General features: G+C 72.9%; 25 protein-coding genes. 5 read left to right on the top strand and 20 right to left on the bottom strand.

The window, feature by feature from the left end:
* Nucleotides 1–212 precede the first annotated feature (212 nt).
* Nucleotides 213–824 carry a response regulator transcription factor gene (locus tag HS99_RS12005; protein WP_014136228.1) on the bottom strand — a complete coding sequence of 204 codons (612 nt, stop codon included), beginning with the start codon at nucleotides 822–824 and terminating at the stop codon, nucleotides 213–215.
* Nucleotides 825–1386: 562 nt separating this feature from the next.
* On the opposite strand from HS99_RS12005, the gene HS99_RS12000 reads away from it, so the two are divergent.
* A complete protein-coding gene (locus HS99_RS12000; protein WP_030280853.1) occupies nucleotides 1387–1713 on the top strand; it encodes a WhiB family transcriptional regulator in 327 nt (108 codons plus the stop codon).
* A 97-nt stretch (nucleotides 1714–1810) separates the two neighbouring features.
* On the opposite strand, the gene HS99_RS11995 is transcribed toward HS99_RS12000, so the two are convergent.
* The 3 genes from HS99_RS11995 to groES form a co-directional block, all read right to left on the bottom strand.
* Nucleotides 1811–2809, bottom strand: a complete 999-nt coding sequence (locus HS99_RS11995) for a LysR family transcriptional regulator (RefSeq protein WP_030280851.1) — start codon at nucleotides 2807–2809, stop codon at nucleotides 1811–1813.
* 139 nt (nucleotides 2810–2948) lie between these two features.
* Nucleotides 2949–4577: a chaperonin GroEL gene (gene groL / locus HS99_RS11990; RefSeq protein ID WP_030280849.1), complete on the bottom strand. Its 1629-nt coding sequence runs from the start codon at nucleotides 4575–4577 to the stop codon at nucleotides 2949–2951.
* Between the two features lie 131 nt (nucleotides 4578–4708).
* Complete coding sequence (gene groES, locus HS99_RS11985) at nucleotides 4709–5014, bottom strand: co-chaperone GroES (RefSeq protein ID WP_014136232.1); 306 nt, start codon at nucleotides 5012–5014, stop codon at nucleotides 4709–4711.
* 422 nt (nucleotides 5015–5436) lie between these two features.
* Here groES and HS99_RS11980 point away from each other — a divergent pair, with 422 nt between their 5' ends.
* Nucleotides 5437–6633 (top strand): THUMP-like domain-containing protein, encoded by a 1197-nt coding sequence (locus tag HS99_RS11980; protein WP_030553935.1) that lies wholly within the window; start codon nucleotides 5437–5439, stop codon nucleotides 6631–6633.
* Here the strand turns inward: HS99_RS11980 and HS99_RS11975 are convergent.
* The 5 genes from HS99_RS11975 to tsaB all read right to left on the bottom strand — a co-directional run bounded on the left by HS99_RS11975 (nucleotide 6609) and on the right by tsaB (nucleotide 10106).
* A complete protein-coding gene (locus HS99_RS11975) occupies nucleotides 6609–7520 on the bottom strand; it encodes a polysaccharide deacetylase family protein (RefSeq protein WP_030553937.1) in 912 nt (303 codons plus the stop codon). The genes HS99_RS11980 and HS99_RS11975 overlap by 25 nt on opposite strands.
* Nucleotides 7521–7599: 79 nt before the next feature.
* Nucleotides 7600–7860 carry a hypothetical protein gene (locus HS99_RS11970; RefSeq protein ID WP_030280843.1) on the bottom strand — a complete coding sequence of 87 codons (261 nt, stop codon included), beginning with the start codon at nucleotides 7858–7860 and terminating at the stop codon, nucleotides 7600–7602.
* The gene (gene tsaD, locus HS99_RS11965; RefSeq protein ID WP_030280841.1) at nucleotides 7857–8945 is read right to left on the bottom strand and encodes a tRNA (adenosine(37)-N6)-threonylcarbamoyltransferase complex transferase subunit TsaD; all 1089 of its coding nucleotides are present in this window, start codon (nucleotides 8943–8945) and stop codon (nucleotides 7857–7859) included. Before tsaD ends, HS99_RS11970 begins: the two co-directional genes overlap by 4 nt.
* Nucleotides 8938–9426: a ribosomal protein S18-alanine N-acetyltransferase gene (gene rimI / locus HS99_RS11960; protein ID WP_030280839.1), complete on the bottom strand. Its 489-nt coding sequence runs from the start codon at nucleotides 9424–9426 to the stop codon at nucleotides 8938–8940. The genes tsaD and rimI overlap by 8 nt, the downstream gene beginning before the upstream one ends.
* 23 nt (nucleotides 9427–9449) lie before the next feature.
* The gene (tsaB, locus tag HS99_RS11955) at nucleotides 9450–10106 is read right to left on the bottom strand and encodes a tRNA (adenosine(37)-N6)-threonylcarbamoyltransferase complex dimerization subunit type 1 TsaB (RefSeq protein ID WP_030280837.1); all 657 of its coding nucleotides are present in this window, start codon (nucleotides 10104–10106) and stop codon (nucleotides 9450–9452) included.
* A 158-nt stretch (nucleotides 10107–10264) separates the two neighbouring features.
* Here tsaB and HS99_RS11950 point away from each other — a divergent pair, with 158 nt between their 5' ends.
* Nucleotides 10265–10831, top strand: a complete 567-nt coding sequence (locus HS99_RS11950) for a hypothetical protein (RefSeq protein WP_030280835.1) — start codon at nucleotides 10265–10267, stop codon at nucleotides 10829–10831.
* 39 nt (nucleotides 10832–10870) lie between these two features.
* On the opposite strand, the gene HS99_RS11945 is transcribed toward HS99_RS11950, so the two are convergent.
* The 5 genes from HS99_RS11945 to HS99_RS11925 all read right to left on the bottom strand — a co-directional run bounded on the left by HS99_RS11945 (nucleotide 10871) and on the right by HS99_RS11925 (nucleotide 16109).
* Nucleotides 10871–11065 (bottom strand): hypothetical protein, encoded by a 195-nt coding sequence (locus HS99_RS11945; protein ID WP_030553941.1) that lies wholly within the window; start codon nucleotides 11063–11065, stop codon nucleotides 10871–10873.
* A gap of 129 nt (nucleotides 11066–11194) precedes the next feature.
* Nucleotides 11195–11689 (bottom strand): tRNA (adenosine(37)-N6)-threonylcarbamoyltransferase complex ATPase subunit type 1 TsaE, encoded by a 495-nt coding sequence (gene tsaE / locus HS99_RS11940; protein ID WP_030597235.1) that lies wholly within the window; start codon nucleotides 11687–11689, stop codon nucleotides 11195–11197.
* 102 nt (nucleotides 11690–11791) lie between these two features.
* The gene (locus tag HS99_RS11935; protein WP_046385838.1) at nucleotides 11792–13063 is read right to left on the bottom strand and encodes an alpha/beta fold hydrolase; all 1272 of its coding nucleotides are present in this window, start codon (nucleotides 13061–13063) and stop codon (nucleotides 11792–11794) included.
* Nucleotides 13060–14259, bottom strand: a complete 1200-nt coding sequence (alr, locus tag HS99_RS11930) for an alanine racemase (protein WP_030280827.1) — start codon at nucleotides 14257–14259, stop codon at nucleotides 13060–13062. The genes HS99_RS11935 and alr overlap by 4 nt, the downstream gene beginning before the upstream one ends.
* A gap of 374 nt (nucleotides 14260–14633) precedes the next feature.
* Entirely contained in the window at nucleotides 14634–16109 is a 1476-nt protein-coding gene (locus HS99_RS11925; protein WP_030280825.1) for a bifunctional ADP-dependent NAD(P)H-hydrate dehydratase/NAD(P)H-hydrate epimerase, read from the bottom strand.
* 171 nt (nucleotides 16110–16280) lie between these two features.
* On the opposite strand from HS99_RS11925, the gene HS99_RS11920 reads away from it, so the two are divergent.
* A complete protein-coding gene (locus HS99_RS11920) occupies nucleotides 16281–16838 on the top strand; it encodes a Uma2 family endonuclease (protein ID WP_030280822.1) in 558 nt (185 codons plus the stop codon).
* A gap of 39 nt (nucleotides 16839–16877) precedes the next feature.
* On the opposite strand, the gene glmS is transcribed toward HS99_RS11920, so the two are convergent.
* Complete coding sequence (gene glmS, locus HS99_RS11915; RefSeq protein ID WP_072656365.1) at nucleotides 16878–18734, bottom strand: glutamine--fructose-6-phosphate transaminase (isomerizing); 1857 nt, start codon at nucleotides 18732–18734, stop codon at nucleotides 16878–16880.
* 99 nt (nucleotides 18735–18833) lie between these two features.
* Between glmS and coaA the strand changes: the two genes are divergently transcribed.
* Nucleotides 18834–19829: a type I pantothenate kinase gene (gene coaA / locus HS99_RS11910; RefSeq protein ID WP_030280818.1), complete on the top strand. Its 996-nt coding sequence runs from the start codon at nucleotides 18834–18836 to the stop codon at nucleotides 19827–19829.
* Nucleotides 19830–19895: 66 nt separating this feature from the next.
* Here coaA and glmM read toward each other — a convergent pair whose 3' ends face one another.
* The 5 genes from glmM to truA form a co-directional block, all read right to left on the bottom strand.
* Nucleotides 19896–21260 carry a phosphoglucosamine mutase gene (glmM, locus tag HS99_RS11905; protein WP_030553944.1) on the bottom strand — a complete coding sequence of 455 codons (1365 nt, stop codon included), beginning with the start codon at nucleotides 21258–21260 and terminating at the stop codon, nucleotides 19896–19898.
* Between the two features lie 162 nt (nucleotides 21261–21422).
* Nucleotides 21423–21932 carry a 30S ribosomal protein S9 gene (gene rpsI, locus HS99_RS11900; protein WP_030280813.1) on the bottom strand — a complete coding sequence of 170 codons (510 nt, stop codon included), beginning with the start codon at nucleotides 21930–21932 and terminating at the stop codon, nucleotides 21423–21425.
* 45 nt (nucleotides 21933–21977) lie between these two features.
* Nucleotides 21978–22421 carry a 50S ribosomal protein L13 gene (gene rplM / locus HS99_RS11895; RefSeq protein ID WP_030055846.1) on the bottom strand — a complete coding sequence of 148 codons (444 nt, stop codon included), beginning with the start codon at nucleotides 22419–22421 and terminating at the stop codon, nucleotides 21978–21980.
* Between the two features lie 232 nt (nucleotides 22422–22653).
* A complete protein-coding gene (locus HS99_RS11890; protein ID WP_030553947.1) occupies nucleotides 22654–24312 on the bottom strand; it encodes an ABC-F family ATP-binding cassette domain-containing protein in 1659 nt (552 codons plus the stop codon).
* 41 nt (nucleotides 24313–24353) lie between these two features.
* On the bottom strand, nucleotides 24354–25265 hold the full coding sequence (gene truA / locus HS99_RS11885; RefSeq protein WP_046385839.1) for a tRNA pseudouridine(38-40) synthase TruA: 912 nt from the start codon (nucleotides 25263–25265) through the stop codon (nucleotides 24354–24356).
* Nucleotides 25266–25271 lie beyond the last annotated feature (6 nt).

Raw genomic sequence — 25271 nt, 5'->3', positions numbered from 1 at the left:
GCCTTCCGCCCCGCCGCCGTAGGTGGTCCCGTCCGCCGCGCCGTCCGCCGAGTGTCCTGCGGCTGCGTGGTTCGCCGCAGCGCCTGTCCGCTGGTCCCCGAGGTGCTCCACTCCTCCATGGTGCAACCTCGGGACCGTAACGTCACACGCCTGTGCGGCGCCCGCTCCGGAATTCGACGGCGGCGCGTCGCAGCCGACGGCGCCGCCGGTGGTCAGCGGACCAGGCCCCAGCGGAAACCCAGCGCCACCGCGTGCGCGCGGTCGGAGGCCCCGAGCTTCTTGAACAGCCGTCGGGCGTGGGTCTTCACGGTGTCCTCGGACAGGAACAGCTCGCGTCCGATCTCGGCGTTGCTGCGTCCGTGGCTCATGCCCTCCAGCACCTGGATCTCACGCGCCGTCAGGGTGGGTGCGGCGCCCATGTCGGGGCTGCGCAGCCGGCGCGGGGCGAGCCGCCACGTCGGGTCGGCGAGCGCCTGGGTGACGGTGGCCCGCAGTTCGGCGCGCGAGGCGTCCTTGTGCAGGTACCCGCGGGCACCTGCGGCCACCGCGAGCGCGACGCCGTCGAGGTCCTCGGCGACGGTGAGCATGATGATCCGGGCGCCCGGGTCGGCGGACAGCAGCCGCCGGACCGTCTCGACCCCGCCGAGACCGGGCATCCGGACGTCCATCAGGACGAGATCGGAGCGGTCGGCCACCCAGCGGCGGAGGACCTCCTCCCCGTTCGTCGCGGTGGTGACCCGGTCCACCCCGGGTACGGTCGCGACGGCGCGGCGAAGCGCCTCGCGGGCGAGCGGGGAATCGTCGCAAACGAGAACGGAAGTCATGACCGTCGTCCTCCGCAGCTGATCCGCGTCACGTTGAGCCTCCTGGCTGGTACGAACCTCTCCGACACGGCCGATCGGCGACGGACTTCGTACTGATCGCCCCGACTTGCCCGCGATCGTTCCCGACGTCCGGCGCCCGCTAACCGCCTCCGCACTTCCAACGACCGTCACTCGAATGAGTTACGGCCTTCAGGGCATCTCCACCACTGTACGTGGCCAACCCGTTACCGATCAGCCGCATCGCGGTGCACACGCCGCACTTTTGCGCAGCTCGCGCGCGGTCGGCGTACGACCCGCACACCGGTGCGGCCCGTCGCGCGCCCCTCGGCCACCCGATTGCCACGTCCGGGCCCAACGAAAACCCTTGCCCACTTTGCCCGTTTTTATAGCTTTCCTATGGTCATTGACTGTTGTGCCCGCGTGTGGGTGACTTGTCCATGGAGTTGCCTTAAGTCATATTTCCAGGTGTCCACACCAGCGCGGGACGCCCCGCCGGGCACCGTTCGGCAGCAGCCCGCCGAAAAGCCCGGCCGTCGCCGACCGCCTCTGAAGGGAATGAGCCATGGCAGATTTCTCCCGCCTCCCCGGTCCCAACGCGGACCTCTGGGACTGGCAGCTCTCGGCAGCCTGCCGCGGCGTGGACAGCTCGCTCTTCTTCCACCCCGAGGGCGAGCGCGGGGCGGCACGCAGTTCGCGCGAGGCCAGCGCCAAGGAGGTGTGCATGCGCTGTCCGGTGATCGCGGAGTGCGCCGCGCACGCCCTGGCGGTCCGTGAGCCGTACGGGGTCTGGGGCGGGATGACGGAGGACGAGCGCGAGGAGATGCTGGGCCGCTCGCGGCACCGCCTGGTGGAGGTCCCGCTGGCCCCGCCGACGGTCGCGCACCGCTAGACCCGCACCCGCGGTGCGCCGTGGAGAAACGTTTCTTCGCGGCGCCTCAGGCTGCCGAGACCCCCTTTCGGGGGCGCGGGGCCGCCGTCACCGATCGTCAGCGGTGGGCCGCAGCGCCCGCCAGCCGTTCCTGCATCAGCGCGACGGCCGGGACCTCGGCCAGGTCCGGCAGGGTCAGCGCCACCACCTGGCGCACCGCCGGCACCCCGGAGGCCGTCCGCACCGGCACAGTCGACACGCCGTCAGGACGCACCGACTGCAGGGCCAGTCGGGGCAGCACCGCCACCCCGAGCCCGGCCGCCACCAGGCCGACCACCGCCGGGTAGTCGTCGGTCGCGAAGTCGATCCGGGGCTCGAAGCCCGCCCCCGCGCACAGCTCCACCAGGTGCCCCCGGCACTGGGGGCAGCCGGCGATCCACTGCTCCCCCGCCAGTTCGGCCAGCCCCACCGGCCCGCCCCGCCCGGCCAGCGGGTGACCGGCGGGCAGCAGGCCCACCAGCGGGTCGTCCAGCAGCGGGGTGACCACCAGGTCGGACCAGTCGGTGCCGGCCGACAGCTGCTGCGCCTCCAGGTTCGCCTCGGCCCGCGCCTCCCGCGGCGAGCCGTGCGCGGCGGCCGGCGACGCGGTGGCGCCGTCGGACTGCGGGTAGCGGAAGGCCAGGGCGATCTCGCACTCGCCGCCGCGCAGCATCGCCAGCGACTCCGGCGGCTCGGCCTCGACCAGCGACACGCGCACCCCCGGATGGCTGTCCCGCAGGCGGGCGACCGCGGGCGGCACCAGGGTGGAACTCGCGGTCGGGAAGGAGACCAGCCGCACCCGCCCGGCCCGCAGCCCGGCTATCGCGGCGACCTCCTCCTCGGCGGCGGAGAGCCCGGCCAGGATTCCGGTGGCATGCTTGAGCAGGACCCGCCCGGCCTCGCTGAGCTGCATCCCGCGGCCCGAGCGGACCACCAACGGGGTGTCCACGGACTTCTCCAGGGCCTTCATCTGCTGGCTGATGGCAGGCTGGGTGCACCCCAGCTCGCGGGCGGCGGCGGAGAAGGAGCCGGTGCGGGCGACGGCACGCAGGACGCGCAGATGGCGGGCCTCGATCATGCCTCAGTTATAAGGCAATCTTTGCATTCTGCAAAATTCTACTGATAGTTGAACCCTCAAGCGGGTCCGGCAGGAACAACCGGAGGCCCGGTCCGCCCCTCGGGAGGAGCGGACCGGGCCTCCGGTCAGGCGTACGGCGTCAGTGCGAGTGGCCGTGGCCGCCGTGCGAGTGACCGGCCTCGGCCTCCTCCTCCTTCTTCTCCACCACGAGGGTCTCGGTGGTGAGGAGCAGGGAGGCGATCGAGGCGGCGTTCTCCAGGGCGGAACGGGTGACCTTGACCGGGTCGATGACGCCGGCCTTCACCAGGTCGCCGTACTCGCCGGTGGCGGCGTTGTAGCCCTGGCCGGTCTCCAGCTCGGAGACCTTGGAGGTGATGACGTAGCCCTCCAGGCCGGCGTTCTGGGCGATCCAGCGCAGCGGCTCGTGCAGCGCCTTGCGGACCACGGCGACACCGGTGGCCTCGTCACCCGACAGGCCCAGGCCGTCGTTCAGCACCTTGGCGGCGTGGACCAGGGAGGCGCCACCACCGGCGACGATGCCCTCCTCGACCGCGGCGCGGGTCGCCGAGATGGCGTCCTCCAGACGGTGCTTGCGCTCCTTCAGCTCCACCTCGGTGGCGGCGCCGACCTTGATGACGCAGACGCCGCCGGCCAGCTTGGCCAGGCGCTCCTGCAGCTTCTCGCGGTCCCAGTCGGAGTCGGTCGCGGCGATCTCGCCCTTGATCTGGGCGACGCGGCCGGCCACGGCCTCGGAGTCACCGGCACCGTCGACGATGGTGGTGTCGTCCTTGGTGATGGTCACGCGGCGGGCGGTGCCCAGCACGTCCAGACCGGCCTGGTCGAGCTTGAGGCCGACCTCCTCGGAGATGACCGTGCCGCCGGTCAGGACGGCCAGGTCGCCGAGGATCGCCTTGCGGCGGTCGCCGAAGCCCGGGGCCTTGACGGCGACGGCGTTGAAGGTGCCGCGGATCTTGTTCACGACCAGGGTCGACAGCGCCTCGCCGTCGACGTCCTCGGCGATGATCAGCAGCGGCTTCGAGGCACCGCTCTGCAGGATCTTCTCCAGCAGCGGCAGGAGCTCCTGGATGGAGGAGATCTTGCCCTGGTTGATCAGGATGTACGGGTCCTCCAGGACCGCCTCCTGACGCTCCGCGTCGGTGACGAAGTACGGCGACAGGTAGCCCTTGTCGAACTGCATGCCCTCGGTGAAGTCCAGCTCCACGCCGAAGGTGTTCGACTCCTCGACGGTGATGACACCGTCCTTGCCGACCTTGTCGATCGCCTCGGCGATCAGCTCGCCGACCTGGGCGTCCTGCGCGGAGAGGGACGCGACGGCGGCGACGTCGTCCTTGCCCTCGATCTCGCGGGCGACGGACAGCAGGTGCTCGGAGACGGCGGCGACGGCCTTGTCGATGCCCTTCTTCAGGGCGGCCGGGCCGGCACCGGCGGCGACGTTGCGCAGACCCTCGTTGACCAGGGCCTGGGCCAGCACGGTGGCGGTGGTGGTGCCGTCACCCGCGACGTCGTTGGTCTTGGTGGCGACCTCCTTGACGAGCTGCGCGCCAAGGTTCTCGTACGGGTCGTCCAGCTCGACCTCACGGGCGATGGTGACACCGTCGTTGGTGATGGTCGGGGCGCCGAACTTCTTGTCGATGACGACGTTGCGGCCCTTGGGGCCGATGGTCACCTTGACGGTGTCGGCCAGCTTGTTGACACCGCGCTCCAGCGAGCGGCGGGCGTCCTCGTCGAACTGCAGGATCTTCGCCATGTTCCCTATTCCCTCGGGGCTGCGGCCGGCCCACCGGCCGCCGAACTACGTGAACCAACAACCACGCCCCGGCCCCTGTCACTTGGGACACGGATCCGGGGCGGGTCGGAACGACTTACTTCTCGGTGCTGTTACTTCTCGATGATGGCGAGAACGTCACGGGCCGAGAGGACGAGGTACTCCTCGCCCTGGTACTTCACCTCGGTGCCGCCGTACTTCGAGTACAGGACGATGTCACCGACGGCGACGTCGAGCGGCAGACGCTGGCCGTCCTCGAAGCGGCCCGGGCCGACGGCCAGGACGACGCCCTCCTGGGGCTTCTCCTTGGCGGTGTCCGGGATAACCAGGCCGGAGGCCGTGGTGGTCTCGGCGTCGAGCGGCTGGACCACGATGCGGTCCTCGAGCGGCTTGATGGCAACCTTGCTGCTGGTGGTCACGTCCGAGCTCCCCTTCGGAGATTACGGGGTTTTCTAACGGGTAGGGGCGAACCTGCGAGCCTGCCGTCGCGGGGGTCAGACACACGTCTTCGCGTTAGCACTCCCCCACTGGGGAGTGCCAAGGACGACCATAGGCCGCGGTTAGCACTCAGTCAACCAGAGTGCCAACGGCGCGCCCGGCGGACTCGGGTGGCCGATGGGTGGTCGCACTCGTGTGCGAGTCCGGGCCCCCGGCCGGACTCCTGACACGGCATCGATTCCGACGCGCGTCGGCCCGTCCCGGCTCAAGGACGTTTCCCTCGCCCTGCCCGCGCCGCTCCTGCTCGGCGTCGTGCTCCCGTTCGTCCCAGCGGTCCTCTCCTCGGGCGTCCCGTCGCGGTGACCGACCGCCTCCCCCTCGTCCGACCGGTCAGAATGACCGTGTGGACACCGAGAACCTCCAGCCCCTGCTGACCCCCCGTGGTCAGGCCCTGCTCGCCGAGCTGCGCGAGTTCGCACCCGAGGAGGAGCTGGCGCTGGCCACCCGGCTGCGGCGGGAGCACCCGGCGGAGCTGGTGTCGGCGGCGTTCGGCCAGGCGCGGCTGCGGCAGCGGGCGCGGGCGAAGTTCGGGGCGGACGCCGACCTGATGTACTTCACGCCCAACGGGGTCGAACAGTCCACCCGGCGCAGCGTGGCCGAGTGGCGGGCGCACCGCTTCGCCGGGCTGGGCGTACGGCGGCTGGCGGACCTGTGCTGCGGCATCGGCGGGGACGTGCTGGCGCTGGCCCGGGCCGGGATCGAGGTGCTGGCCGTCGACAAGGATCCGGCGGCCTGCGCCGCCACCGCGGCCAACGCCGCCGCACTGGGCCTGGCCGAGCTGGTCGAGGTGGTCTGCGCGGACGTCGCCGAGGTGGACGTGACCGGCTACGACGCGGTGTTCACCGACCCGGCCCGGCGCACCTCGCGCGGCCGGGTGTTCGACCCGGAGGCGTACGCGCCGCCGCTCTCCTGGGCGATCGAGGCCGGGCGGCGGACCCCGATCGGCGCACTGAAGGTCGCTCCGGGCATCCCGCACGAGGCCGTCCCGGCGGACGCCGAGGCCGAGTGGGTCTCCGACCACGGGGACGTCAAGGAGGCGGTGCTCTGGTTCGGCACGGGGGCGGACCGCCCGCACCGCGCCACCCTGCTGCCGCAGGCCGCCAGCCTGACCGGCGGCGACCTGCCCGACCCGCCGGCCGGCCCGGTCGGACAGTACCTGTACGAGCCGGACGGCGCGGTGATCCGGGCGCACCTGGTGGCCGAGGTGGCCGAGCAGGTCGGCGGCCGCCTGATCGACCCGAAGATCGCCTACCTGACCTCCGACCGACTGGTCGCCACCCCGTACGCACACGCCTTCGAGCTCACCGACGTGCTGCCGTACAACGTCAAGAAGCTGAAGGCGCTGCTGCGCGAGCGCGGGGTCGGCACGGTGGTGATCAAGAAGCGCGGGATGGCGATCACCCCGGAGGAGCTGCGCCGTCAGCTCAAGCCCTCCGGGCCGAACACCGTCACGGTGATCCTCAGCCGCACCGACAACGGGCCGCTGATGATGCTGGGACAGCCGGCGCGGACGCCTCAGGAGGCCGGCGGCTGGATGTAGTCGTCCAGCCGGGCCACCGAGAAGCCCTGCTCCTGGATCCGGGCGAGCAGGTCCGCGAACATCTGGGTCATCGTGGCGCCCTTGAGCTCCTTGGGGCCGCGGAAGTGCGCCAGGATGATGTCGCCGGGCTTCAGCTTCTTGTCCCCCGCCTGGTACTGCATGTCGTGGATCTGCATCGATTCGCGCCAGAGCACGATCGCGCGCGGGCCGCACTGCTGCACCGAGTTGTTGAGCGTCGGGGTGTTGGCGCCGTCTCCGAACGGCGGGCGGAACAGCAGCGGGGCGGTGCCGTACTGCTGGGTCAGGGCGGCCTGGTCCTCGCAGACCTCGGACTTCTGCTTCTCCGGCGAGAGCTTGCTCATCACCGGGTGGGTGACGGTGTGGTTCTGGATGTGGTTGCCCAGTGCCTGGAGCGGCTTGAAGTAGCCGTAGTCGTTCTTGACGATGTCCTTGGTCAGGAACATCGTGATCGGCACCTTGAGGTCGGTCAGCATCTCGACGAACTTCGGGTCCTTCTCGGCGCCGTCGTCGATGGTGATGAAGACGACCTTGTCGGTGGTCTTCACGTCGCTGAACACCGGTACGGTGCCGCTGCGTTCGAGCTTGATGGGCTTGTCGGCGGGCGGCGCGGGGGCCGGGGTGAGCGGCTTGAGGTTCCACTTCGCCCAGGCCGCGGCGTCGCCCTCGGCCGGGGCCGCGCCCGGCGCGGTGGCCGCGGCGGCCGGCGTGCCGTCACCGCCGGACGGCTGGGGCGCCGCCGACGCGGCCTTCGTCCCGGCCGGTGCGGCGGTGCCGCCCCCGTTGTCTCCGCACGCGGTGGCGAAGGCCAGCAGCGCCAGCGCCCCCGCCGCGTACGCCCTGGTCCTGCTCCGCCCGTCCCTGTTCACCGCACCGCGCTCCCGGTCCCGTCCAGCTTTCTCTCAGCTATGCACGGTAGCGGCCGCCACGGCGGTTCCCGACGACGGTCTACTCGACGTGCTCGCTGGTGAAGGACCAGCGGTGCACCGGACGGCCGAGCAGCGCGGCCGGCGGGTCGGCGACGGCCGTGGGTTCGCCGTCCCACCAGGTGATCAGCAGCACCCGCTCGCCGGGCGCGGAGAACAGCTCGGTCCGGACCAGCCCGGCCGCGCCGCGCAGTCCGGGCAGCGCGGACTCCCTTACCCAGGCGGCGAGTTCGGCCGCCCGGCCGTCCGCCGCCCGGGCCTCCCACATCGCGGCGACGGTCACGCGCCGCCGCCGAGGGCGTCGTAGGCCTGGCCGTGGAAATCCGTGTGGGGCACGTGGACGTCGGTGACGGGCAGCGAGGAGTCCGCCGACAGGTCGAAGGCGGAGGGGGTGCGGCCCCGCCACACCATCTCGGAGCCCAGCGCCGCCACCATCGCGCCGTTGTCGGTGCACAGGCCCGGCCGGGGCACCCGCAGCCGGATGCCGGCCCGGTCGCAGCGCTGCTGGGCCATCTCGCGCAGTCGGGAGTTGGCCGCGACGCCGCCGCCGATCATCAGGTGGTCGACGCCGTTGTCCCGGCAGGCCTTGACGGCCTTGCGGGTGAGCACATCGGTGACCGCCTCCTGGAAGGAGGCCGCGACGTCGGCGATCGGCACCTCCTCGCCGGCCCGGCGCTTGGCCTCCACCCAGCGGGCGACGGCGGTCTTCAGCCCGGAGAAGGAGAAGTCGTACGCGGGGTCGTTCCTCCCGCTCAGGCCGCGCGGGAAGCTGATCGCCTCGGGGTCGCCCTCGCGGGCCGTCCGGTCGACGATCGGGCCGCCCGGGAAGCCCAGGCCGAGCACCCGGGCGACCTTGTCGAAGGCCTCGCCGGCCGCGTCGTCGATGGTCGCGCCGAGCGGGCGGACGTCCGTGGTGATGTCCTCGCTGAGCAGCAGCGAGGAGTGCCCGCCGGAGACCAGCAGGGCCATCGTCGGCGAGGGCAGCCGGCCGTGCTCCAGCTGGTCGACGCAGATGTGCGAGGCGAGGTGGTTGACCCCGTACAGCGGCTTGTCCAGCGCCCAGGCGTACGCCTTCGCCGCGCTGACGCCGACCAGCAGCGCTCCGGCCAGGCCGGGGCCGGCGGTGACGGCGATGCCGTCCAGGTCACCGGCCTTGACCCCGGCGGTGTCCAGGGCGCGCTGGATGGTCGGGACCATCGCCTCCAGGTGGGCGCGGCTGGCGATCTCCGGGACGACGCCGCCGAAGCGGGCGTGGTCGTTGACGCTGGAGGCGACCGCGTCGGCCAGCAGCGTGGTGCCGCGCACGATGCCGACGCCGGTCTCGTCGCAGGAGGTCTCGATGCCGAGGACGAGCGGTTCGTCAGCCATGGCGGGTGTCCTCAATGTCCTTCGGGTCGGTGCTGTCGGTGCTGGGGTGGTCGAGGCGCATCACCAGCGCGTCGATGTTGGCGGGCTGGTAGTAGCCGCGCCGGATGCCCACCGGTTCGAAGCCGTGGCGCTCGTACAGCCGCTGGGCGCGCTGGTTGTCCACCCGCACCTCCAGCAGCAGGTCGGCGCAGCCTCGCCGGGCGGCCTCGTGGATCAGGTCGGTGAGCAGCGCCGTGCCGAGGCCGGCGCCCTGGTGGCGCTCGTCGACGGCGATGGTCTGCACGTCGCCCTCGCCGGCGACGGTCATCAGACCGGCGTAGCCGACGATCGTGCCGTCCGCGGCGGTGGCGACCGAGTAGTGGCGGGTGCCGCCCGGGTGGGCGTCGGCGAGCTCGGACCAGAACATCCCGTGGGACCAGGCGTCCTCGGGGAACAGTCTGAGCTCCAGGTCCATCACCGGCTCGATGTCCCACCAGCGCATCGGGCGCAGGGTGGTGCCGTGGTTCACGCCGGGAGCACCGCCTTGTAGCCCGCCGGGACCTGGGCGTCCGGGCGGCGCAGGTACAGCGGCACGTTCGGCAGCAGTTCGCGCCCGGCGGACAGCTCGGCGGCGGCGAAGCCCGCCAGGGCGCCGGCCGAGACGTGCTCGGGGCCGTGCGCGCCCGGGAAGGCGTCGGGGTAGAGCAGCGCTCCGGCGCCGACGGAGCGGGCCGCGGGCGTCAGCTCGGCCGGGCGGTCCACGCCCGGGCCGTCGGTGCGGCTGCCGTCGGCGTCGTACGAGGCCCAGTAGACCTCCTTGCGGCGCGCGTCGGTGGCGACGGTGAACGGCTGCCCGGCCAGGCCCTCGGCGCGGGCCTGGAAGGCGATCGCGTCCAGGGTGCAGACGCCGTGCACCGGCACGCCGAGCGCGTGGCCGAGCGCGGCGGCGGTCACCAGGCCGACCCGCAGGCCGGTGTACGGGCCGGGGCCGACGCCGACCGCGATCCCGGTGAGCCGGTGCTTGTCCACCCCGGCGGCCCGCAGGACCTGGTCGATCGCGGGCAGCAGGAGTTCGCCGTGGCGCCTGGCGTCGACCTGGTGGGTCTCGGCGAGGACCGCCGTGCCGTCGTGGACGGCGGCGGTGACGGCGGGGGTAGCGGTGTCGAACGCGAGCAGCAGCACGGGGTCAAGGTTAGACCGACGTTGGGCCGACCGACTGATCGAGCTGGTGTCCCCATCCGGAACACACGTGCAAGGGCGCTGCCGAGCGGCCGGGGGGACCTGGCACGATTAGGGCGGTACGAACGGCGAACGGCGGCGGGAGCGGGCACGTGGCGAAGATGGGTCCTGGAGTGGTGGTCACGGGGCTGACCCTGGGGGCCCTGGCGGTGGTGAGCCTGCTGGCCTTCCAGGCCAACGGCGCCCAGGACCGCGCGGGCGCGGCCCGTCCGACCGTCGCCTCGACGTCCACCGGCCCGGCCGCCTCCGCGACGCCGAGCGCCTCCGCCACCCCGACCGTCCCGCCGCTGCCGGCCTCCTCGGGCAGCGGCACCCGGGTGGTCTACTCGGCCGGCAACCACTTCGTCTGGCTGGTCGACCCGAAGAAGAACCCGCAGGTCGCGGCCGCCTTCCCGGTCACCCCGGGCTCGGTCGAGCCCGCCCCGGGCAGCTACTCGGTGTACAGCCGCACCGCGGCCGGCACCGGCACGGACGGCCGGAAGATCGAGCACGTGGTGCGCTTCGCCCAGCAGGCCGGCGTGGTGTTCGGCTTCGGAGCGGCGCTGGACGACACGACGCCGACGGCCGACCCGAAGGCCAAGACCGGCGGCATCCGCAGCAGCCGCGCCGACGGTCAGCTGCTCTGGGACTTCGCGTCGAACGGCACCAAGGTGGTCGTGGTCGCCTGAGCCGCCCGCCCGTACCACGGGCGGCACGCGAGGGACGGACTACGCGGCCCGGGGCGTCTCCGCCTCGGGCTCCCCGGCCTGCCGGGGCCGCGGTCCGGGCGGGGTGGACACCGCCTCGGCGGCCGCGCAGGCGGCCAGCAGCGCCCGCATCGGCTCGCCCGGAGCGCGGTGGGCGGACTCTCCGTCCCCGGCGGTGCGCGCGGCACGCTCCGGGGCGGGGGTGGTGCTCGACATGGCGCCTCCCTAGTTAGGCAGACCTAACCGCAGCACCCATCCCACCACGCCCGGCACCCCGCCCGCAACACCTTGCCGACAGCCTGTCGGCAAAACGGTGGAACCCGATCGACCGGCGCCCGGCACGCATCAGGCGAGCTCCGCCAGTTCCACGCCCGCCCAGCGCTCCCCGAGGCCGGTCAGCACCACCCGGCGCGGATCGTGGTCCTCCCCGGCGGTTTCGCCGATCGCCCGCTCGATCCGCACCTCCAGCCGGTCCTCGGACAGCCGCTCGACCTTGCCCTCGCCCCACTCGACCACGATCACCGACTCCGGCAGCGAGACGTCCAGGTCGAGGTCCTCCATCTCGTCCAGGTCCCCGCCCAGCCGGTACGCGTCCACGTGCACCAGCGCCGGGCCGCCGACCAGCGAGGGGTGCACCCGGGCGATCACGAAGGTCGGCGAGGTCACCGCCCCGCGGACCTGCAGTCCCTCCCCCAGGCCCCGGGTCAGCGTGGTCTTCCCCGCCCCCAGCTCGCCGGAGAGCAGCACCAGGTCACCCGGCCGCAGCAGCGCGGCCAGCTCCCGGCCGAGCCGGCCCATCCGCTCCGGAGTGGGGACGGTGAGAGTGGCGTGCGAGCCCATGCGCGTGTCTTGCCCTTCGGTCGTCCGTAACGGCGCGCCGACCACCGGCCGCCACCGCTACCGTGCCACACCGGCGCACCCCGCCGCGGCGGGCGGGGTGGCTCAGACGGAGTCGACGGCCGGATCCTGGGCCGCCGTGTCCCCGGAGCCGTCCGCGCGCGGCTCCTCGGCGAGTGCGAGCGCGAGGACGGAGGGCGGCAGCGGCGCGGCGCCGGCGAAGTCGGCGGCCCGGCGCAGCAGCAGCGCCAGCTCGCGGTCGACCAGCTCCGGGCGTTCCAGCAGCACCAGGTGCCCGGCGCCCTCGACCAGCACGAGCTCGGCGCCCGGCAGCCGCTCGGCCATCGCCTCGCTGTGCGCCGACGGCGTCAGCAGGTCCTTCGTCCCAGCCAGCACCAGGGCCGGCAGACCGCGCAGGGCGGCCAGCGCCTCGTACTTCTCGTGTGCGCCGAACACCGGGAAGAACTCGGCGACCACGTCGATCGGGGTGGCGTCCAGCAGCTGTTCGGCGAAGCTCACCACGCCGGGATCGACGTCCCGCCCCCCGAAGGAGAACCTCCGGTAGAACACGGCGGCGAAGTCCGAACCGATCCGCCGGCTCGCCTCCACCAGCTCGACCTGACGGCCCAGCAGCTTCACCACCCCGGGCGCGACCCGCTTGAACAGCTTGGCCCCGACCGTCGGCAGTCCGAGGCTCACCTCGTTCCAGTTCCCCGCCAGGGTGCCGGCCAGCGCGACCCCGGCGACGCGCTCCCGGAACAGCTCCGGGTGCTGGTCGGCCAGCGCCATCACCGTCATGCCGCCCATCGAGTGGCCCACCAGCACCAGCGGCCCGGTCGGCGCGACGGCGTCGATCACCGCCTTGAGGTCGCCGCCCAGCTGGTCGATCCCGGCCGGCTCGCCCGCCAGGAACGAGCGGGAGCGCTCGGAGCGGCCGTGGCTGCGCTGGTCCCAGAAGACCAGCCGCAGGCCCTCGCGCAGCGCCGCCCGCTGGAAGTGCCAGCTGTCCTGGTTGAGGCAGTAGCCGTGGCTGAACACCACGGTCAGCGGCTCGGGGGTGCCGGGAGCGGAGTCCGGCTCGTCCCAGCCCGTCCCGTCCAGCTCGACGTACAGCTCGGTGCCGTCCGGCGCGACCACCGTCAGCGGGCGCCCGCGCAGCGAACCGTACGGGGCGGACGCCTCCAGTTCGGCCCGGGCCCGGCGGCGCATCGCCCGGCCGACCGTCAGCCGCTCCACGGCCACGCCCGCGGCCGCCCCGGCCGCCAGCACACCGACCGATATACCGATCAGACCGGCCCGGCTCACCCCGGTGGTGGCCGCGCCGGCCGCCTTGGCCACCGCCGCCACCGGGTTGGTCCCGTCCGGTGCCCCGGTCATGCCCTGCGGCTCCCGTCGTGGCTGCCGCCCAGGTAGCGGCGGGGCACCCGGGCACCGATCCGGGTGATGATCTCGTACGAGATGGACCCGCTGGCGCGGGCCCAGTCCTCGGCGGTCGGCTCACCGCGCTCGCCGTTGCCGAACAGCAGCACCTCGTCGCCGGCCTCGGGGGTGTCCCCGCCCAGGTCCACCACGAACTGGTCCATCGCCACCCGGCCGGCCACCGTGCGCCACTTGCCGTCGATCTGCACCGGGCCGGTGCCGCTGGCGTGCCGCGGGACGCCGTCGCCGTAGCCGACCGGGACCAGGCCCAGCGTGGTCGGGCCGGGCGTCACGTAGTGGTGGCCGTAGCTGACCCCGTGCCCGCCCGGCACGTGCTTGACCAGCGCCAGCCGGGCCGTCAGCGCCATCACCGGACGCAGCCCGAAGTCGGCCGGCGAACCCACCTCCGGCACCGGCGACAGCCCGTACGCGGCCAGCCCGGTGCGGACCAGGTCGAAGTGCGTCTCGGGCAGCAGCAGGGTGGCCGGGGAGTTCGCGAGGTGCCGGACCTCGGGGCGCAGCCCGGCGAGCTCGGCGTGCGCCAGCGCGGCGCGGTAGGAGTCCAGCTGGGCCTGGATCGACGGGTGGCCGGGCTCGTCGGCGGCGGCGAAGTGCGACCAGATGCCGACGGCCTTCAGCAGCCCCGCGGCCTCGGCCCGCCGCACCTCGGCCACCAGCTGCGGCCAGTCGTGCGGCTGGCAGCCGTTGCGGCCGAGGCCGGTGTCGGCCTTCAGGTGCACCCGTGCCGGGATACCGGTCTCCCGAACGGCCGTCAGCAGCTCCTCCAGCGCCCACCGGCCGCTGACCGAGATGTCCAGGTCCGCGCGCAGCGCCTCGCGCCACGGCCCGCCGGGCGTCCACAGCCAGCACAGGATCCGGGCCTGCTCGGGGCGGATGCCCGCGGCCCGCAGCGCCAGGGCCTCGTCGGGCGTCGCGCAGCCGAGCCAGCCGACCCCGTTCGCGACCGCCTCGCGGGCGCACTCGACCGCGCCGTGGCCATAGGCGTCCGCCTTGACCGCGAGCATCACCGCCGTGCTCCCGACGCGCTCCTGCAGGGCGGCGAGGTTGCCGCGCAGGGCGGCCAGATCGATGGTCGCCTCGGCCCGTACGCCGTCGGTGAGGGTGGCTGTGCCGGTCGTGTTCGCAGTTGTCATCAGGGTCAGTCTCCCAGACGTCCCGGAGTCCTCGCCGAACGGCCCGTCGGCGCGGTGATCGGCACCGCGCCGTCCCCCAGCCCGCCGACCTGCGGCAAACGGCCCCTCCGCCCAGGTACGGACGCGGCGAACCGCGTTCCGGTTCCGCCCCGGGGCCGGTCGCCGGGGCCGGAACCGCCGCGGTGCCACCCGCGCGGGCCCGGGATCGCGGCCCCGGCGCGAGCCACGGGCACCCGGTGCCGACGCCCGCCCGCAGCCGCCTGCCGTCAACCCTCACAGGCCCTCCGGCCGCAGCGTGGGGCCCGGCGCCGGCTACGGGCGGCGCGACCCCGTTGCCGGCCCGTCCAGGCCTTCCAGGGGCGGCCGGTCCACCTCTACGCCCCCCGCACCGCCCGCCAGGCCGTCGGCAGGGCCCCGGCCACCGCGAGGGCCGTCACCGGCGCGCCCGGGTCGCCGGCCGCCTCCCGGGCGGCCAGGCCGTGGAGGTAGGCCCCGAGCGAGGCGGCGTCCAGCGGCGACAGACCGGTGGCCAGCAGGGAGCCGGCCAGGCCGGCCAGCACGTCGCCGCTGCCCGCGGTGGCGAGCCAGGAGGTGCCGGTGGGGTTCACCCGGACGGCCCCGCCCGGGTCGGCGACCACGGTGGTGGAGCCCTTCAGCAGCACGGTGGCCCGGTAGGCGGCCGCCAGGCGGCGGGCGGTGGCCAGCCGGGCGGCGGCCAGGTCCTCGGCGGCGGGCGGCGCGCCGCCCTCGGCGCCCGCCAGCAGCCGGGCGGCCTCGCCGGTGTGGGGGGTGAGCAGGGTGGGCGCGGTCCGGCCGGCCAGCGCGTCCGGGCCGAGCCGGCCCAGTTCGGTCAGCCCGTCCGCGTCCACCAGCACCGGGACGTCGCTCGCCAGCGCCTCGGTCAGCGCCTGACGCGCCCCCTCGCCGCCGCCCGGCCCGACCACCCAGGCCTGCACCCGCCCGGCCCCGGCCGGGCCGCCCTCGGTGACCAGCGTCTCCGGGAAGCGCCGCACCACCTCCTCGGCCGCCGTGCCGACGTACCGGACGGCGCCCGCGCCGCCGCGCAGTGCCCCGGCCACCGCCAGCAGCGCCGCCCCCGGGTACCGCGCCGAGCCGGCCGCCACCCCGACCACGCCGCGCCGGTACTTGTCGCTCTCCGCACCCGGCAGCGGCAGCAGCGCCGCCGCGTCCGCGTGCTGCAGGGCCGTCACCTCCGGCTCGGGCAGCTCCAGCCCGATGTCCACCAGCTGCACGGCACCCGTGTACTCGGCCCCCGGGTCGATCAGCAGCCCGGGCTTGTACGTGCCGAAGCAGACCGTGACGTCCGCGCGCAGCGCCTCGCCGGCCACCTCGCCGGTGTCGGCGTCCACCCCGCTGGGCAGGTCCACCGCCACCACGATTCCGCTCCGCCCGGCCCGGGCGTACGGCGCGGCCCCGGGGCGCAGCCCACCCCGGCCGCCGATGCCGACGATCCCGTCCAGCACCAGGTCCGCACGCGAGAACTCGGCCAGGCCGACTTCCTGCTCCGCGGTCACCCGTCCGCCCGCCGCCCGGAGCGCGGCCAGTCCGCCCGGGTGCGCCTTCTCCGGCGTGAGCAGCACCGCCGTCACCCGCGCCCCGCGCCGGGCCAGCGCCGCCCCGGCGTACAGGGCGTCACCCCCGTTGTCCCCGCTGCCCGCCAGCACCGTCACCCGACTGCCGTAGACCCGCCCCCGACGCCGCGTCAGCAGCCGGGCACAGGTCGCCGCCAGGCCGGCGGCCGCCCGTTGCATCAGCGTGCCCTCCGGCAACCGGGCCATCAGCGCGGCCTCGGCGGCCCGGACGGTTTCCACAGGGTGTGCATGACGCATGGGGAGAACTCCTTCAGCAGTCGGCTACCGCCGACGCTAGCCCGCGCCACCGCCCCGCGGGAGCCGGGCCTGCGGCACACTTTCGAGTGACACCCACTTCGATCCCCCGCCGGTGTCGGTCCGTACGCCTACCTTGTGGCTCGGCACGGACCCACAGGAGGGAGAAGGGCCATGGTCGCCATGCCAGCTGTCGAGCAGCCGCTGGGCCAGGACGGTCTTCTCCAGGCATTTCTGGAGCTGGACACGCCGCCCGGGTTCAAGGCCGAGCTCATCGAAGGGGAGATCGTCGTGACGCCACCACCGGACGGGCCGCACGAGGGCGCGTTCTCGAAGGTCGCCAAGCAGTTCTTCCGGAACGCCTCGATCGAACTGGACATCGCGGGCAACAAGGGCCTCGTCACCCCCGGAGGCCGTTTCATCCCCGACGGCACGGTGGTTCCGGAGGACCACTTCGACCACCTGGACTCCTGGGCTCCGGCGGAAGGAGTCCTACTCGTGTTCGAGATCACCTCGACCAGCCCGTACAAGGACCGCGAGCCGAAGCGCAAGGGCTACGCCGCGGCGGGCATCCCCTGCTACCTGCTGATCGATCGCAGTGAAGGCAAGGTCACCCTCTTCTCCGAACCCCAGAACGGTGACTACAGGGCGCTCACCAAGACCGACTTCGGCAAGCCGATCGACCTGCCCGCCCCGTTCTCCTTCACGCTCGACACGGCGCCCCTGCGGTAGGACGCAGCCACCGCAGGGGCGCCGTGAGAGGCCGGGCGACTACTCGACGGTGACCGACTTCGCCAGGTTGCGCGGCTGGTCGACCTCGTGGCCCTTGGCCGTGGCCAGCTCGCAGGCGAAGACCTGGAGCGGAACGGTGGAGACCAGCGGCTGGAGCAGGGTCGGGGTGACCGGGATGCGGATCAGGTGGTCCGCGTACGGCACGACCGCCTCGTCGCCCTCCTCCGCGATCACGATGGTGCGGGCGCCGCGGGCCCGGATCTCCTGGATGTTGGAGACGATCTTGTCGTGCAGGATGGACCGCCCGCGCGGCGAGGGCACGACCACCACGACCGGCAGCCCCTCCTCGATCAGCGCGATCGGGCCGTGCTTGAGCTCGCCCGCCGCGAAGCCCTCGGCGTGCATGTAGGCGAGCTCCTTGAGCTTGAGCGCGCCCTCCAGGGCCACCGGGAAGCCGACGTGGCGGCCGAGGAACAGCACCGAGCGGGCGTCGGCGAGCGAGCGGGCCAGCTCGCGCACCGGCTCCATGGTCTCCAGCACCTGCTCGACCTGCTTCGGCGCGTCGCCGAGCTCGCGGATGATGGTGAAGATCTCGTCGCCCCACTTGGTGCCGCGCACCTGGCCCAGGTAGAGGGCGACCAGGTAGCAGGCGACCAGCTGGGTCAGGAACGCCTTGGTGGACGCGACCGCGACCTCCGGCCCGGCGTGGGTGTACAGCACCGCGTCCGACTCGCGCGGGATGGTGGAGCCGTTGGTGTTGCAGATCGCCAGCACCTTGGCGCCCTGCTCACGGGCGTGCCGCAGAGCCATCAGGGTGTCCATGGTCTCGCCGGACTGCGAGATGGCGATGACCAGCGTGCCCGGGCCCATGATCGGGTCACGGTAGCGGAACTCCGAGGCGACCTCGACCTCGCAGGGGATGCGGGTCCAGTGCTCGATCGCGTACTTGGCGATCATGCCGGCGTGGAACGCGGTGCCGCAGGCGACGATGACGACCTTGTCGACCGAGCGCAGGTCCGCGTCCGAGATGCGCAGCTCGTCGAGGGTGAGCCGCCCGTCGGTGCCGATCCGGCCGAGCAGGGTGTCGGCGACGGCCTTCGGCTGCTCGGCGATCTCCTTGAGCATGAAGTAGTCGTAGCCGCCCTTCTCGGCGGCGGAGGCGTCCCAGTCGACGTGGTACTCGCGCACCTCGGCCGGGGTGCCGTCGAAGTTGGTGACGGTCACGCCGTCCCGGCGCAGCTCGACGACCTGGTCCTGGCCCAGCTCGACCGCCTCGCGGGTGTGCGCGATGAAGGCGGCGACGTCGGAGGCGAGGAAGTTCTCGCCCTCGCCGCGGCCGACCACCAGCGGCGAGTTGCGGCGGGCGCCGACGACCACGCCGGGCGCGTCCGCGTGGACGGCGACGAGGGTGAAGGCGCCGTCCAGGCGGCGGCAGACCGCCCGCATCGCCTCGGCGAGGTCGCCCTGGTAGGCCTCGCCCAGCAGGTGGGCGACGACCTCGGTGTCGGTCTCGGACCGGAGGGTGTGGCCGCGCTCCGCGATCTCGGCGCGCAGCTGGGCGAAGTTCTCGATGATGCCGTTGTGGACGACGGCGACCCGGTTGTCGTCGTCCAGGTGGGGGTGGGCGTTGGCGTCCGTCGGGCCGCCGTGGGTGGCCCAACGGGTGTGGCCGATGCCGGTGGTGCCGCCGGGCAGGGGCGACTCGGCGAGCGACTTCTCCAGGTTGGCGAGCTTTCCGGCCCGCTTGTCCGTGACGAGACCCCACTGCCCCTGGGAGTCCTGCGCCTGCACCGCGACACCGGCCGAGTCGTAGCCCCGGTACTCCAGTCGCTGCAGGCCCGCGATTACTACGTCGAGGGCGGACTGCGCGCCCACGTATCCAACAATTCCGCACATGCGTGCCAGCATAAGGGCGGTTCTGTGGGCGTTTTCCCGTCCCGCGCCAACGCTGCGTGACCGACACCACAACCACGGTGAACACCGCTACGGCTCACAATGGAGCATGTGCTGACCGAACTCTGTACGCGGGGCGCCGCCACGCCCGGTCCGTCCCCGTCCCCCTACGTGGACCTGAGCCGGGCCGAGTGGAGCGCGCTGCGCGAGCGTACGCCGCTGCCGCTGACCGCCCAGGAGGTGGAGCAGCTGCGTGGTCTCGGCACAGCCCTCGACCTGGACGAGGTCCGCGACGTCTACCTGCCCCTGTCCCGGTTGCTGAACCTGTACATCCACGCCACGCACGACCTGCGCGGCGCGCTGGGCACGTTCCTGGACACCCCGGACACCGAACGCACCCGTACCCCGTTCATCATCGGCGTGGCCGGCTCGGTCGCCGTCGGCAAGTCCACCACCGCCCGGCTGCTCCAGGCCCTGCTCGCCCGCTGGCCCGAGCACCCCCGGGTCGAACTGGTCACCACCGACGGCTTCCTGCTGCCCAACGCCGAGCTGCGCCGCCGCGGCCTGATGGCCCGCAAGGGCTTCCCGGAGTCGTACGACCGCCGGGCGCTGATGCGCTTCGTCGCGGACGTGAAGGCGGGCAAGGAGCGGGTCACCGCGCCGGTGTACTCGCACCTGGTGTACGACATCGTGCCCGACGAGCGGCTGACCGTGGAGCGCCCGGACATCCTGATCGTCGAGGGCCTGAACGTGCTGCAGCCGGCCCTGCCGGGCACCGACGGCCGCACCCGGCTCGCGGTGGCCGACTACTTCGACTTCTCGATCTACGTCGACGCCCGCACCGACGACATCGAGCACTGGTACCTGGACCGCTTCCGCAAGCTGCGGCAGACCGCCTTCCAGGACCCGAACTCCTACTTCCGCCGCTTCACCGAGGTCCCGGAGGAGGAGGCGATGGAGTACGGCCGCCAGGTCTGGCGCACCATCAACAAGCCCAACCTGCTGGAGAACGTGCTGCCCACCCGCGGCCGGGCCACCCTGATCCTGCAGAAGGGCGCGGACCACAAGGTCCGCCGGGCGCTGCTGCGCAAGCTCTGAGGCACCCCCGGGGCACGACGAAAAGGGCCCCCGCCACGCGCGGGGGCCCTTCGGCGTGTCAGGGGCTCAGCCCAGGTGGGTGCGCACCGCCTCGGCCAGGCGCTGGGCGACCGTCTCGGCCTGCGCCGGGTCGGCGGCCTCCACCATGACGCGGACCAGCGGCTCGGTGCCGGAGGAGCGCAGCAGCACCCGGCCGGTGGCGCCCAGCTCGGTCTCGGCCGCGGCGACGGCGGCGGCCAGCTCGGTGCTGGTCCGCACCCGGCTCTTGTCCACGCCCTTGACGTTGATCAGCACCTGCGGCAGACGGGTCATCACGGCGGCCAGGTCGGCCAGCGGCTGCTTGGTGGCGGCCAGTCGGGCGCCCAGCATCAGGCCGGTCAGGGTGCCGTCGCCGGTGGTGGCGTGGTCCAGCAGGATGACGTGGCCGGACTGCTCGCCGCCGAGCGCGAAGCCGTGCTCCTTCATCGCCTCCAGGACGTAGCGGTCGCCGACGGCGGTCTCCACCAGGTCGATGCCCTCGCGCTCCATCGCCAGCTTGAAGCCGAGGTTGGACATCACGGTGGCCACCGCGGTGTTGCGGCGCAGGGTGCCGGCCTCCTTCATGGCGACGGCGAGGATGGCGATGATCTGGTCGCCGTCCACCTCGTTGCCCTCGGCGTCGGCGGCCAGGCAGCGGTCGGCGTCGCCGTCCAGGGCGATGCCGAGGTCGGCCCGGTGCTCCTTCATCGCGGCGCGCAGCCGGTCGAGGTGGGTGGAGCCGACACCGTCGTTGATGTTGAGCCCGGTGGGCTCGGCGCCCAGGGTGTGCACGACCTCGGCGCCGGCCCGGGCGAAGGCCTCGGGGGCGACGTAGGCGGCGGCGCCGTGGGCGCCGTCGATGACGGCCTTGATGCCGTCCAGGCGGTTGGGCAGCACGCCGATCAGGTGGGCGACGTACTTGTCGAAGCCCTCGGTGTACTCACGCACCCGGCCGACGGCCGCGCCGGTCGGGCGGTTCCAGTCCTCGCCGCCGACGGTGTGCTTGCGGTAGTGGGTCTCGATGGCGTCCTCGATCCGGTCGTCCAGCTTGTGGCCGCCGCGGGCGAGGAACTTGATGCCGTTGTCCGGCATGGCGTTGTGGCTGGCGGACAGCATCACGCCGAAGTCGGCGCCGAGCGCGCCGGTGAGGTAGGCGACGGCGGGGGTGGGCAGGACGCCGACCCGCAGCACGTCGACGCCGGAGCTCGCCAGGCCGGCGATGACCGCGGCCTCCAGGAACTCGCCCGAGGCACGGGGGTCACGGCCGACCACCGCGACCGGCCGGTGCCCGTCGAAGGCGCCGGCCTCGCCGAGCACGTGGGAGGCCGCCACCGACAGGCCGAGCGCCAGCTCCGCCGTCAGGCCCTCGTTGGCCACACCGCGTACGCCGTCCGTACCGAAGAGTCGTCCCACTGTCCCGTCCTCCATCACCATGCTCGGAACCCACCGATGATCCCGGCCGCCGCACGTTAGCCGGGGAACACGTCGCCCCGGAGTACACGAGGTACTCCGGGGCGACGGTTTGCGCAACCAGGGGGTGCGCCGCCAGGGCGGACCGCACCCCCGGGGACGCGATTAGCGCTTGCTGTACTGCGGCGCCTTGCGGGCCTTCTTCAGACCGGCCTTCTTGCGCTCGACGGCGCGGGCGTCACGGGTCAGGAAGCCGGCCTTCTTGAGGGCGCCGCGGTTGTTGTCCACGTCGGCCTCGTTCAGGGCACGGGCCACGCCGAGGCGCAGCGCGTAGGCCTGGCCGGAGACGCCGCCGCCGCTGATGCGGGCGACGATGTCGTAACGGCCGTCCAGCTCGAGGAGCTTGAAGGGCTCGTTCACGGTCTGCTGGTGCACCTTGTTCGGGAAGTAGTCCTCGAGGGTGCGACCGTTGATCTTCCACTGGCCGGTGCCGGGGACGATGCGCACGCGGGCGATCGCCTCCTTGCGACGGCCGAGGCCGGCGCCCGGGGTGGCCTCGCCGAAGCGGCCGGCCAGCGACTCGGAGGTGTAGCTCTCCTCGGAGGTGTACTCGCCCTCGACGGCCTCAACGGCCTCGTCGAAGTCGACCTCAAGGGTTTCAGTGGTCTCGGCCACGGTGTTCCTCAGCTCTTTTCAGTGTTGGGGGGCTTGGTGGCCGAATTACTGCGCGACCTGGGTGATCTCGAACGGCACCGGCTGCTGGGCAGCGTGGGGGTGCTGGTCGCCCGAGTAGACCTTGAGCTTCGAGAGCATCTGACGGCCCAGGCTGTTCTTGGGGATCATGCCCTTGATGGCCTTCTCGACGGCCTTCTCCGGGTTGTTCGCCAGCAGGTCGTCGTAGCGCACCGAACGGAGACCGCCCGGGAAGCCCGAGTGGCGGTAGGCCAGCTTCTGGGTCTTCTTGTTACCGGACAGGTGCACCTTGTCGGCGTTGATGATGATGACGAAGTCACCAGTGTCAACGTGCGGCGCGTAGATCGCCTTGTGCTTGCCCCGGAGGAGGTTGGCGGCCTGGGAAGCCAGGCGGCCGAGCACGACGTCGGTCGCGTCGATGACGTGCCACTGACGCTGGACGTCGCCGGGCTTGGGGCTGTACGTACGCACGGTCGTAGCCTTCGCTTTTCAGTGAGTGAGTCCTGACAGGAGCACCCGGACGGAAGAGCAGCCTGGCCAACCTTGGACGCAATTCAAGGGGGACCGCTGGTCGTCGACCTGATGTCTCCGGCGTACCGACCTCTCACGTGAGATAGAGCGAGCCAATACGCACATCAAGCGTCCAGGTTACCGGGCGGGCGGGAAGCGGTCAAAAATCGCCCGGCGCCCGCCCTCCGGTCACTCAGCGTTCGCGCTCCACCCGGGTGACGTCCCAGACCGGTTCGGGCGACTCGAAGACCCGCCCGTCCGCACCGAACACCAGGAAGCGGTCGAAGGTCTTGGCGAACCAGCGGTCGTGGGTGACGCACAGCACCGTGCCGTCGAAGGCCTCCAGCCCGGCCTGCAGCGCCTCGGCGCTCTCCAGGTCCAGGTTGTCGGTCGGCTCGTCGAGCAACAGGGCCGTCACACCGTCGAGTTCGAGCTTGAGGATCATCAGCCGGGCCTGCTGCCCACCGGACAGCGACTCGAACTTCTGCTCCTCCTGGCGGTCCAGCTCGTACCGGCGCAGCGCGCCCATCGCGGCGCCGCGGCTGAGCGCGTGCTCCTCCTCGATGATCGACCGGACGGTGCGGCCGAACAGCTCCGGGTGGGCGTGGGTCTGCCGGAAGTGGCCGGGGACGACCCGGGCGCCGAGCTTCCAGTCGCCGGTGTGCTCGACCGTGGTGTCACCGGCCAGCAGCCGCAGCAGGTGCGACTTGCCGGCGCCGTTGGCGCCCAGCACCGCGACCCGCTCGCCGTAGAAGACCTCCAGGTCGAAGGGCTGCATCAGGCCGGTGAGCTCCAGCCGCTCCATGGTGAAGGCGCGCACGCCGGTGCGCCCGCCCTTGAGCCGCATGGTGATGTTCTGCTCGCGCGGCGGCGCCTCCGGCGGGCCGGCGTCCTCGAACTTCTTCAGCCTGGTCTGGGCGGCCGCGTAGCGCGAGGCCATCTCGTGGCTGACGGCGGCGGCCTGGCGCAGGGTGACGACCAGCTTCTTGAGCTTGGCGTGCTCCTCGTCCCAGCGGCGGCGCAGCTCCTCGAAGCGCTCGAAGCGGGCCTTGCGGGCCTCGTGGAAGGTGTCGAAGCCGCCGCCGTGCACCCAGACGCTGCTGCCGGCGGCGCCGGACTCGACGCTGATGATCTTGTCGGCTGTGCGGGAGAGCAGCTCGCGGTCGTGCGAGATGAACAGGACGGTCTTCGAGGTGGCCTTGATGGCCTCTTCCAGCCAGCGCTTGGCCGGGACGTCCAGGTAGTTGTCCGGCTCGTCGAGCAGCAGCACCTCCTCGGGGCCGCGCAGCAGCGCCTCCAGCACCAGCCGCTTCTGCTCGCCGCCGGAGAGGGTGTTCAGACCGCGCCACTGGGCCTTGTCGAAGGGCACGCCCAGGGCGGCCGTGGTGCAGACGTCCCAGTCGGTCTCGTAGTCGTAGCCGCCGACGTCCGCCCAGTCGGAGAGCGCCTGGGCGTAGGCCATCTGCGTCTTCTCGTCGTCCTGGGCGATCATCGCCAGCTCGGCGGCGTCCACCGCGCGGGCCGCCTTGGCGATCCGCGCGGGGGCGACCGAGACCAGCAGGTCGCGCACCGAGGCGTCGGCCGGCAGCGCGCCCGGGGTGTCGGACCGGTCCTCGCGGCCGGTGGTGCCGACGAACTGGCGCATCACGCCGAGCCCGCCGCTGATCGTCACCGAGCCGCCGTGCGGCTGGATGTCGCCCGCGATCATGCGCAGCAGGGTGGTCTTGCCCGCCCCGTTGGCGCCGACCAGGGCGACCGCGGCGCCCTCGCCGACCCGGAAGGACGCGTCGTCGAACAGCACCCGCCCGTCCGGCAGGTAGTACTCCAGGTGCGAAATCTCGACGTGTCCCATGGGAAGGATTGTCCCAAGCGGACGCCCCGGGCCAAAACGGATTACGAGGCGGCCGGCTGACCGGGCAGGGTGCGCATCCTCCGGGCCTGACGGTTCCGCTCCGCGAACTGGTCGTCCGGCGGGTAGCCGACCTCCTCCAGGGTGAGCCCGTACGGCCGGATCACGTTGACGGCCGAGTTGCGGACCCCGCCGGCCAGCACCTCGCCGGGGAACTCCACCGGCCGGTGCCCGTCACCGACCAGCAGCATCGCCCCGACCAGCGCCCGGACCATGTTGTGGCAGAAGGCGTCGGCCCGGACGGTGGCCACCGCGAGGCTTCCCTCCTGGCTCGCGTAGGTGTCCACCGGGACGCGGTCCCAGTGCAGTTCCAGCAGGGTGCGGATGGTGGTGGCGCCCTCGCGCTTCTTGCAGTACGCGGCGAAGTCGTGCTCGCCCAGCAGCAGCTTCGCGGCGGCGTTCATCTTCTCCACGTCCAGCGGCCGGTCGTGCCAGAGCACGTGCCCGCGCAGCAGCGGGTCGACCCCGCCGGGATGGTCGGCGACCCGGTAGGCGTACCGGCGCCAGATCGCCGAGAAGCGGGCGTCGAACCCGGCCGGCGCCTCGCCGACCCGGTAGATCCGGACGTCCCCGGGCAGCCGCCCGGCGAGCCGGCGCAGCAGCTTCTCCCGGTGTGCCTCCCACAGCTCGGCCGGCAGGTCGACGTGGGCGACCTGGCCGCGGGCGTGGACACCGGCGTCGGTGCGGCCGGCCACGGTCAGCGGGAACAGCTCCGGGCTGCGGGTGACGATCTGCAGCGCGGTCTCGATCTCCTCCTGGACGGTCCTGCGGCCGCCCTTCTGGCGGGCCCAGCCGGAGAACTCGGCGCCCTGGTAGGCGAGGTCGAGCCGGACCCGGACGTACCCGTCGGCCGGGCCGTCCTTCACCGGCGGCTGCTCGGCGCAATCGTTGACCACTGCTTC

Origin of the sequence: Kitasatospora aureofaciens, from assembly GCF_001188955.3 — a bacterium.
Lineage (GTDB): Bacteria > Actinomycetota > Actinomycetes > Streptomycetales > Streptomycetaceae > Kitasatospora > Kitasatospora aureofaciens.
This window is presented reverse-complemented; position numbering and strand designations above follow the sequence as displayed.

Excerpts from the sequence above, each read along its gene's own strand:
- HS99_RS12005 (WP_014136228.1), bottom strand. The coding sequence starts at position 824 with ATGACTTCCGTTCTCGTTTGCGACGATTCCCCGCTCGCCCGCGAGGCG.
- HS99_RS12000 (WP_030280853.1), top strand. The coding sequence starts at position 1,387 with ATGGCAGATTTCTCCCGCCTCCCCGGTCCCAACGCGGACCTCTGGGAC.
- HS99_RS11995 (WP_030280851.1), bottom strand. The coding sequence starts at position 2,809 with ATGATCGAGGCCCGCCATCTGCGCGTCCTGCGTGCCGTCGCCCGCACC.
- groL (WP_030280849.1), bottom strand. The coding sequence starts at position 4,577 with ATGGCGAAGATCCTGCAGTTCGACGAGGACGCCCGCCGCTCGCTGGAG.
- tsaD (WP_030280841.1), bottom strand. The coding sequence starts at position 8,945 with ATGGCTGACGAACCGCTCGTCCTCGGCATCGAGACCTCCTGCGACGAG.
- rimI (WP_030280839.1), bottom strand. The coding sequence starts at position 9,426 with ATGCGCTGGTGGGACATCGAGCCGGTGATGGACCTGGAGCTCAGACTG.
- HS99_RS11950 (WP_030280835.1), top strand. The coding sequence starts at position 10,265 with ATGGGTCCTGGAGTGGTGGTCACGGGGCTGACCCTGGGGGCCCTGGCG.
- HS99_RS11945 (WP_030553941.1), bottom strand. The coding sequence starts at position 11,065 with ATGTCGAGCACCACCCCCGCCCCGGAGCGTGCCGCGCGCACCGCCGGG.
- tsaE (WP_030597235.1), bottom strand. The coding sequence starts at position 11,689 with ATGGGCTCGCACGCCACTCTCACCGTCCCCACTCCGGAGCGGATGGGC.
- HS99_RS11935 (WP_046385838.1), bottom strand. The coding sequence starts at position 13,063 with ATGACCGGGGCACCGGACGGGACCAACCCGGTGGCGGCGGTGGCCAAG.
- alr (WP_030280827.1), bottom strand. The coding sequence starts at position 14,259 with ATGACAACTGCGAACACGACCGGCACAGCCACCCTCACCGACGGCGTA.
- HS99_RS11925 (WP_030280825.1), bottom strand. The coding sequence starts at position 16,109 with ATGCGTCATGCACACCCTGTGGAAACCGTCCGGGCCGCCGAGGCCGCG.
- HS99_RS11920 (WP_030280822.1), top strand. The coding sequence starts at position 16,281 with ATGGTCGCCATGCCAGCTGTCGAGCAGCCGCTGGGCCAGGACGGTCTT.
- glmS (WP_072656365.1), bottom strand. The coding sequence starts at position 18,734 with ATGTGCGGAATTGTTGGATACGTGGGCGCGCAGTCCGCCCTCGACGTA.
- coaA (WP_030280818.1), top strand. The coding sequence starts at position 18,834 with ATGGAGCATGTGCTGACCGAACTCTGTACGCGGGGCGCCGCCACGCCC.
- HS99_RS11890 (WP_030553947.1), bottom strand. The coding sequence starts at position 24,312 with ATGGGACACGTCGAGATTTCGCACCTGGAGTACTACCTGCCGGACGGG.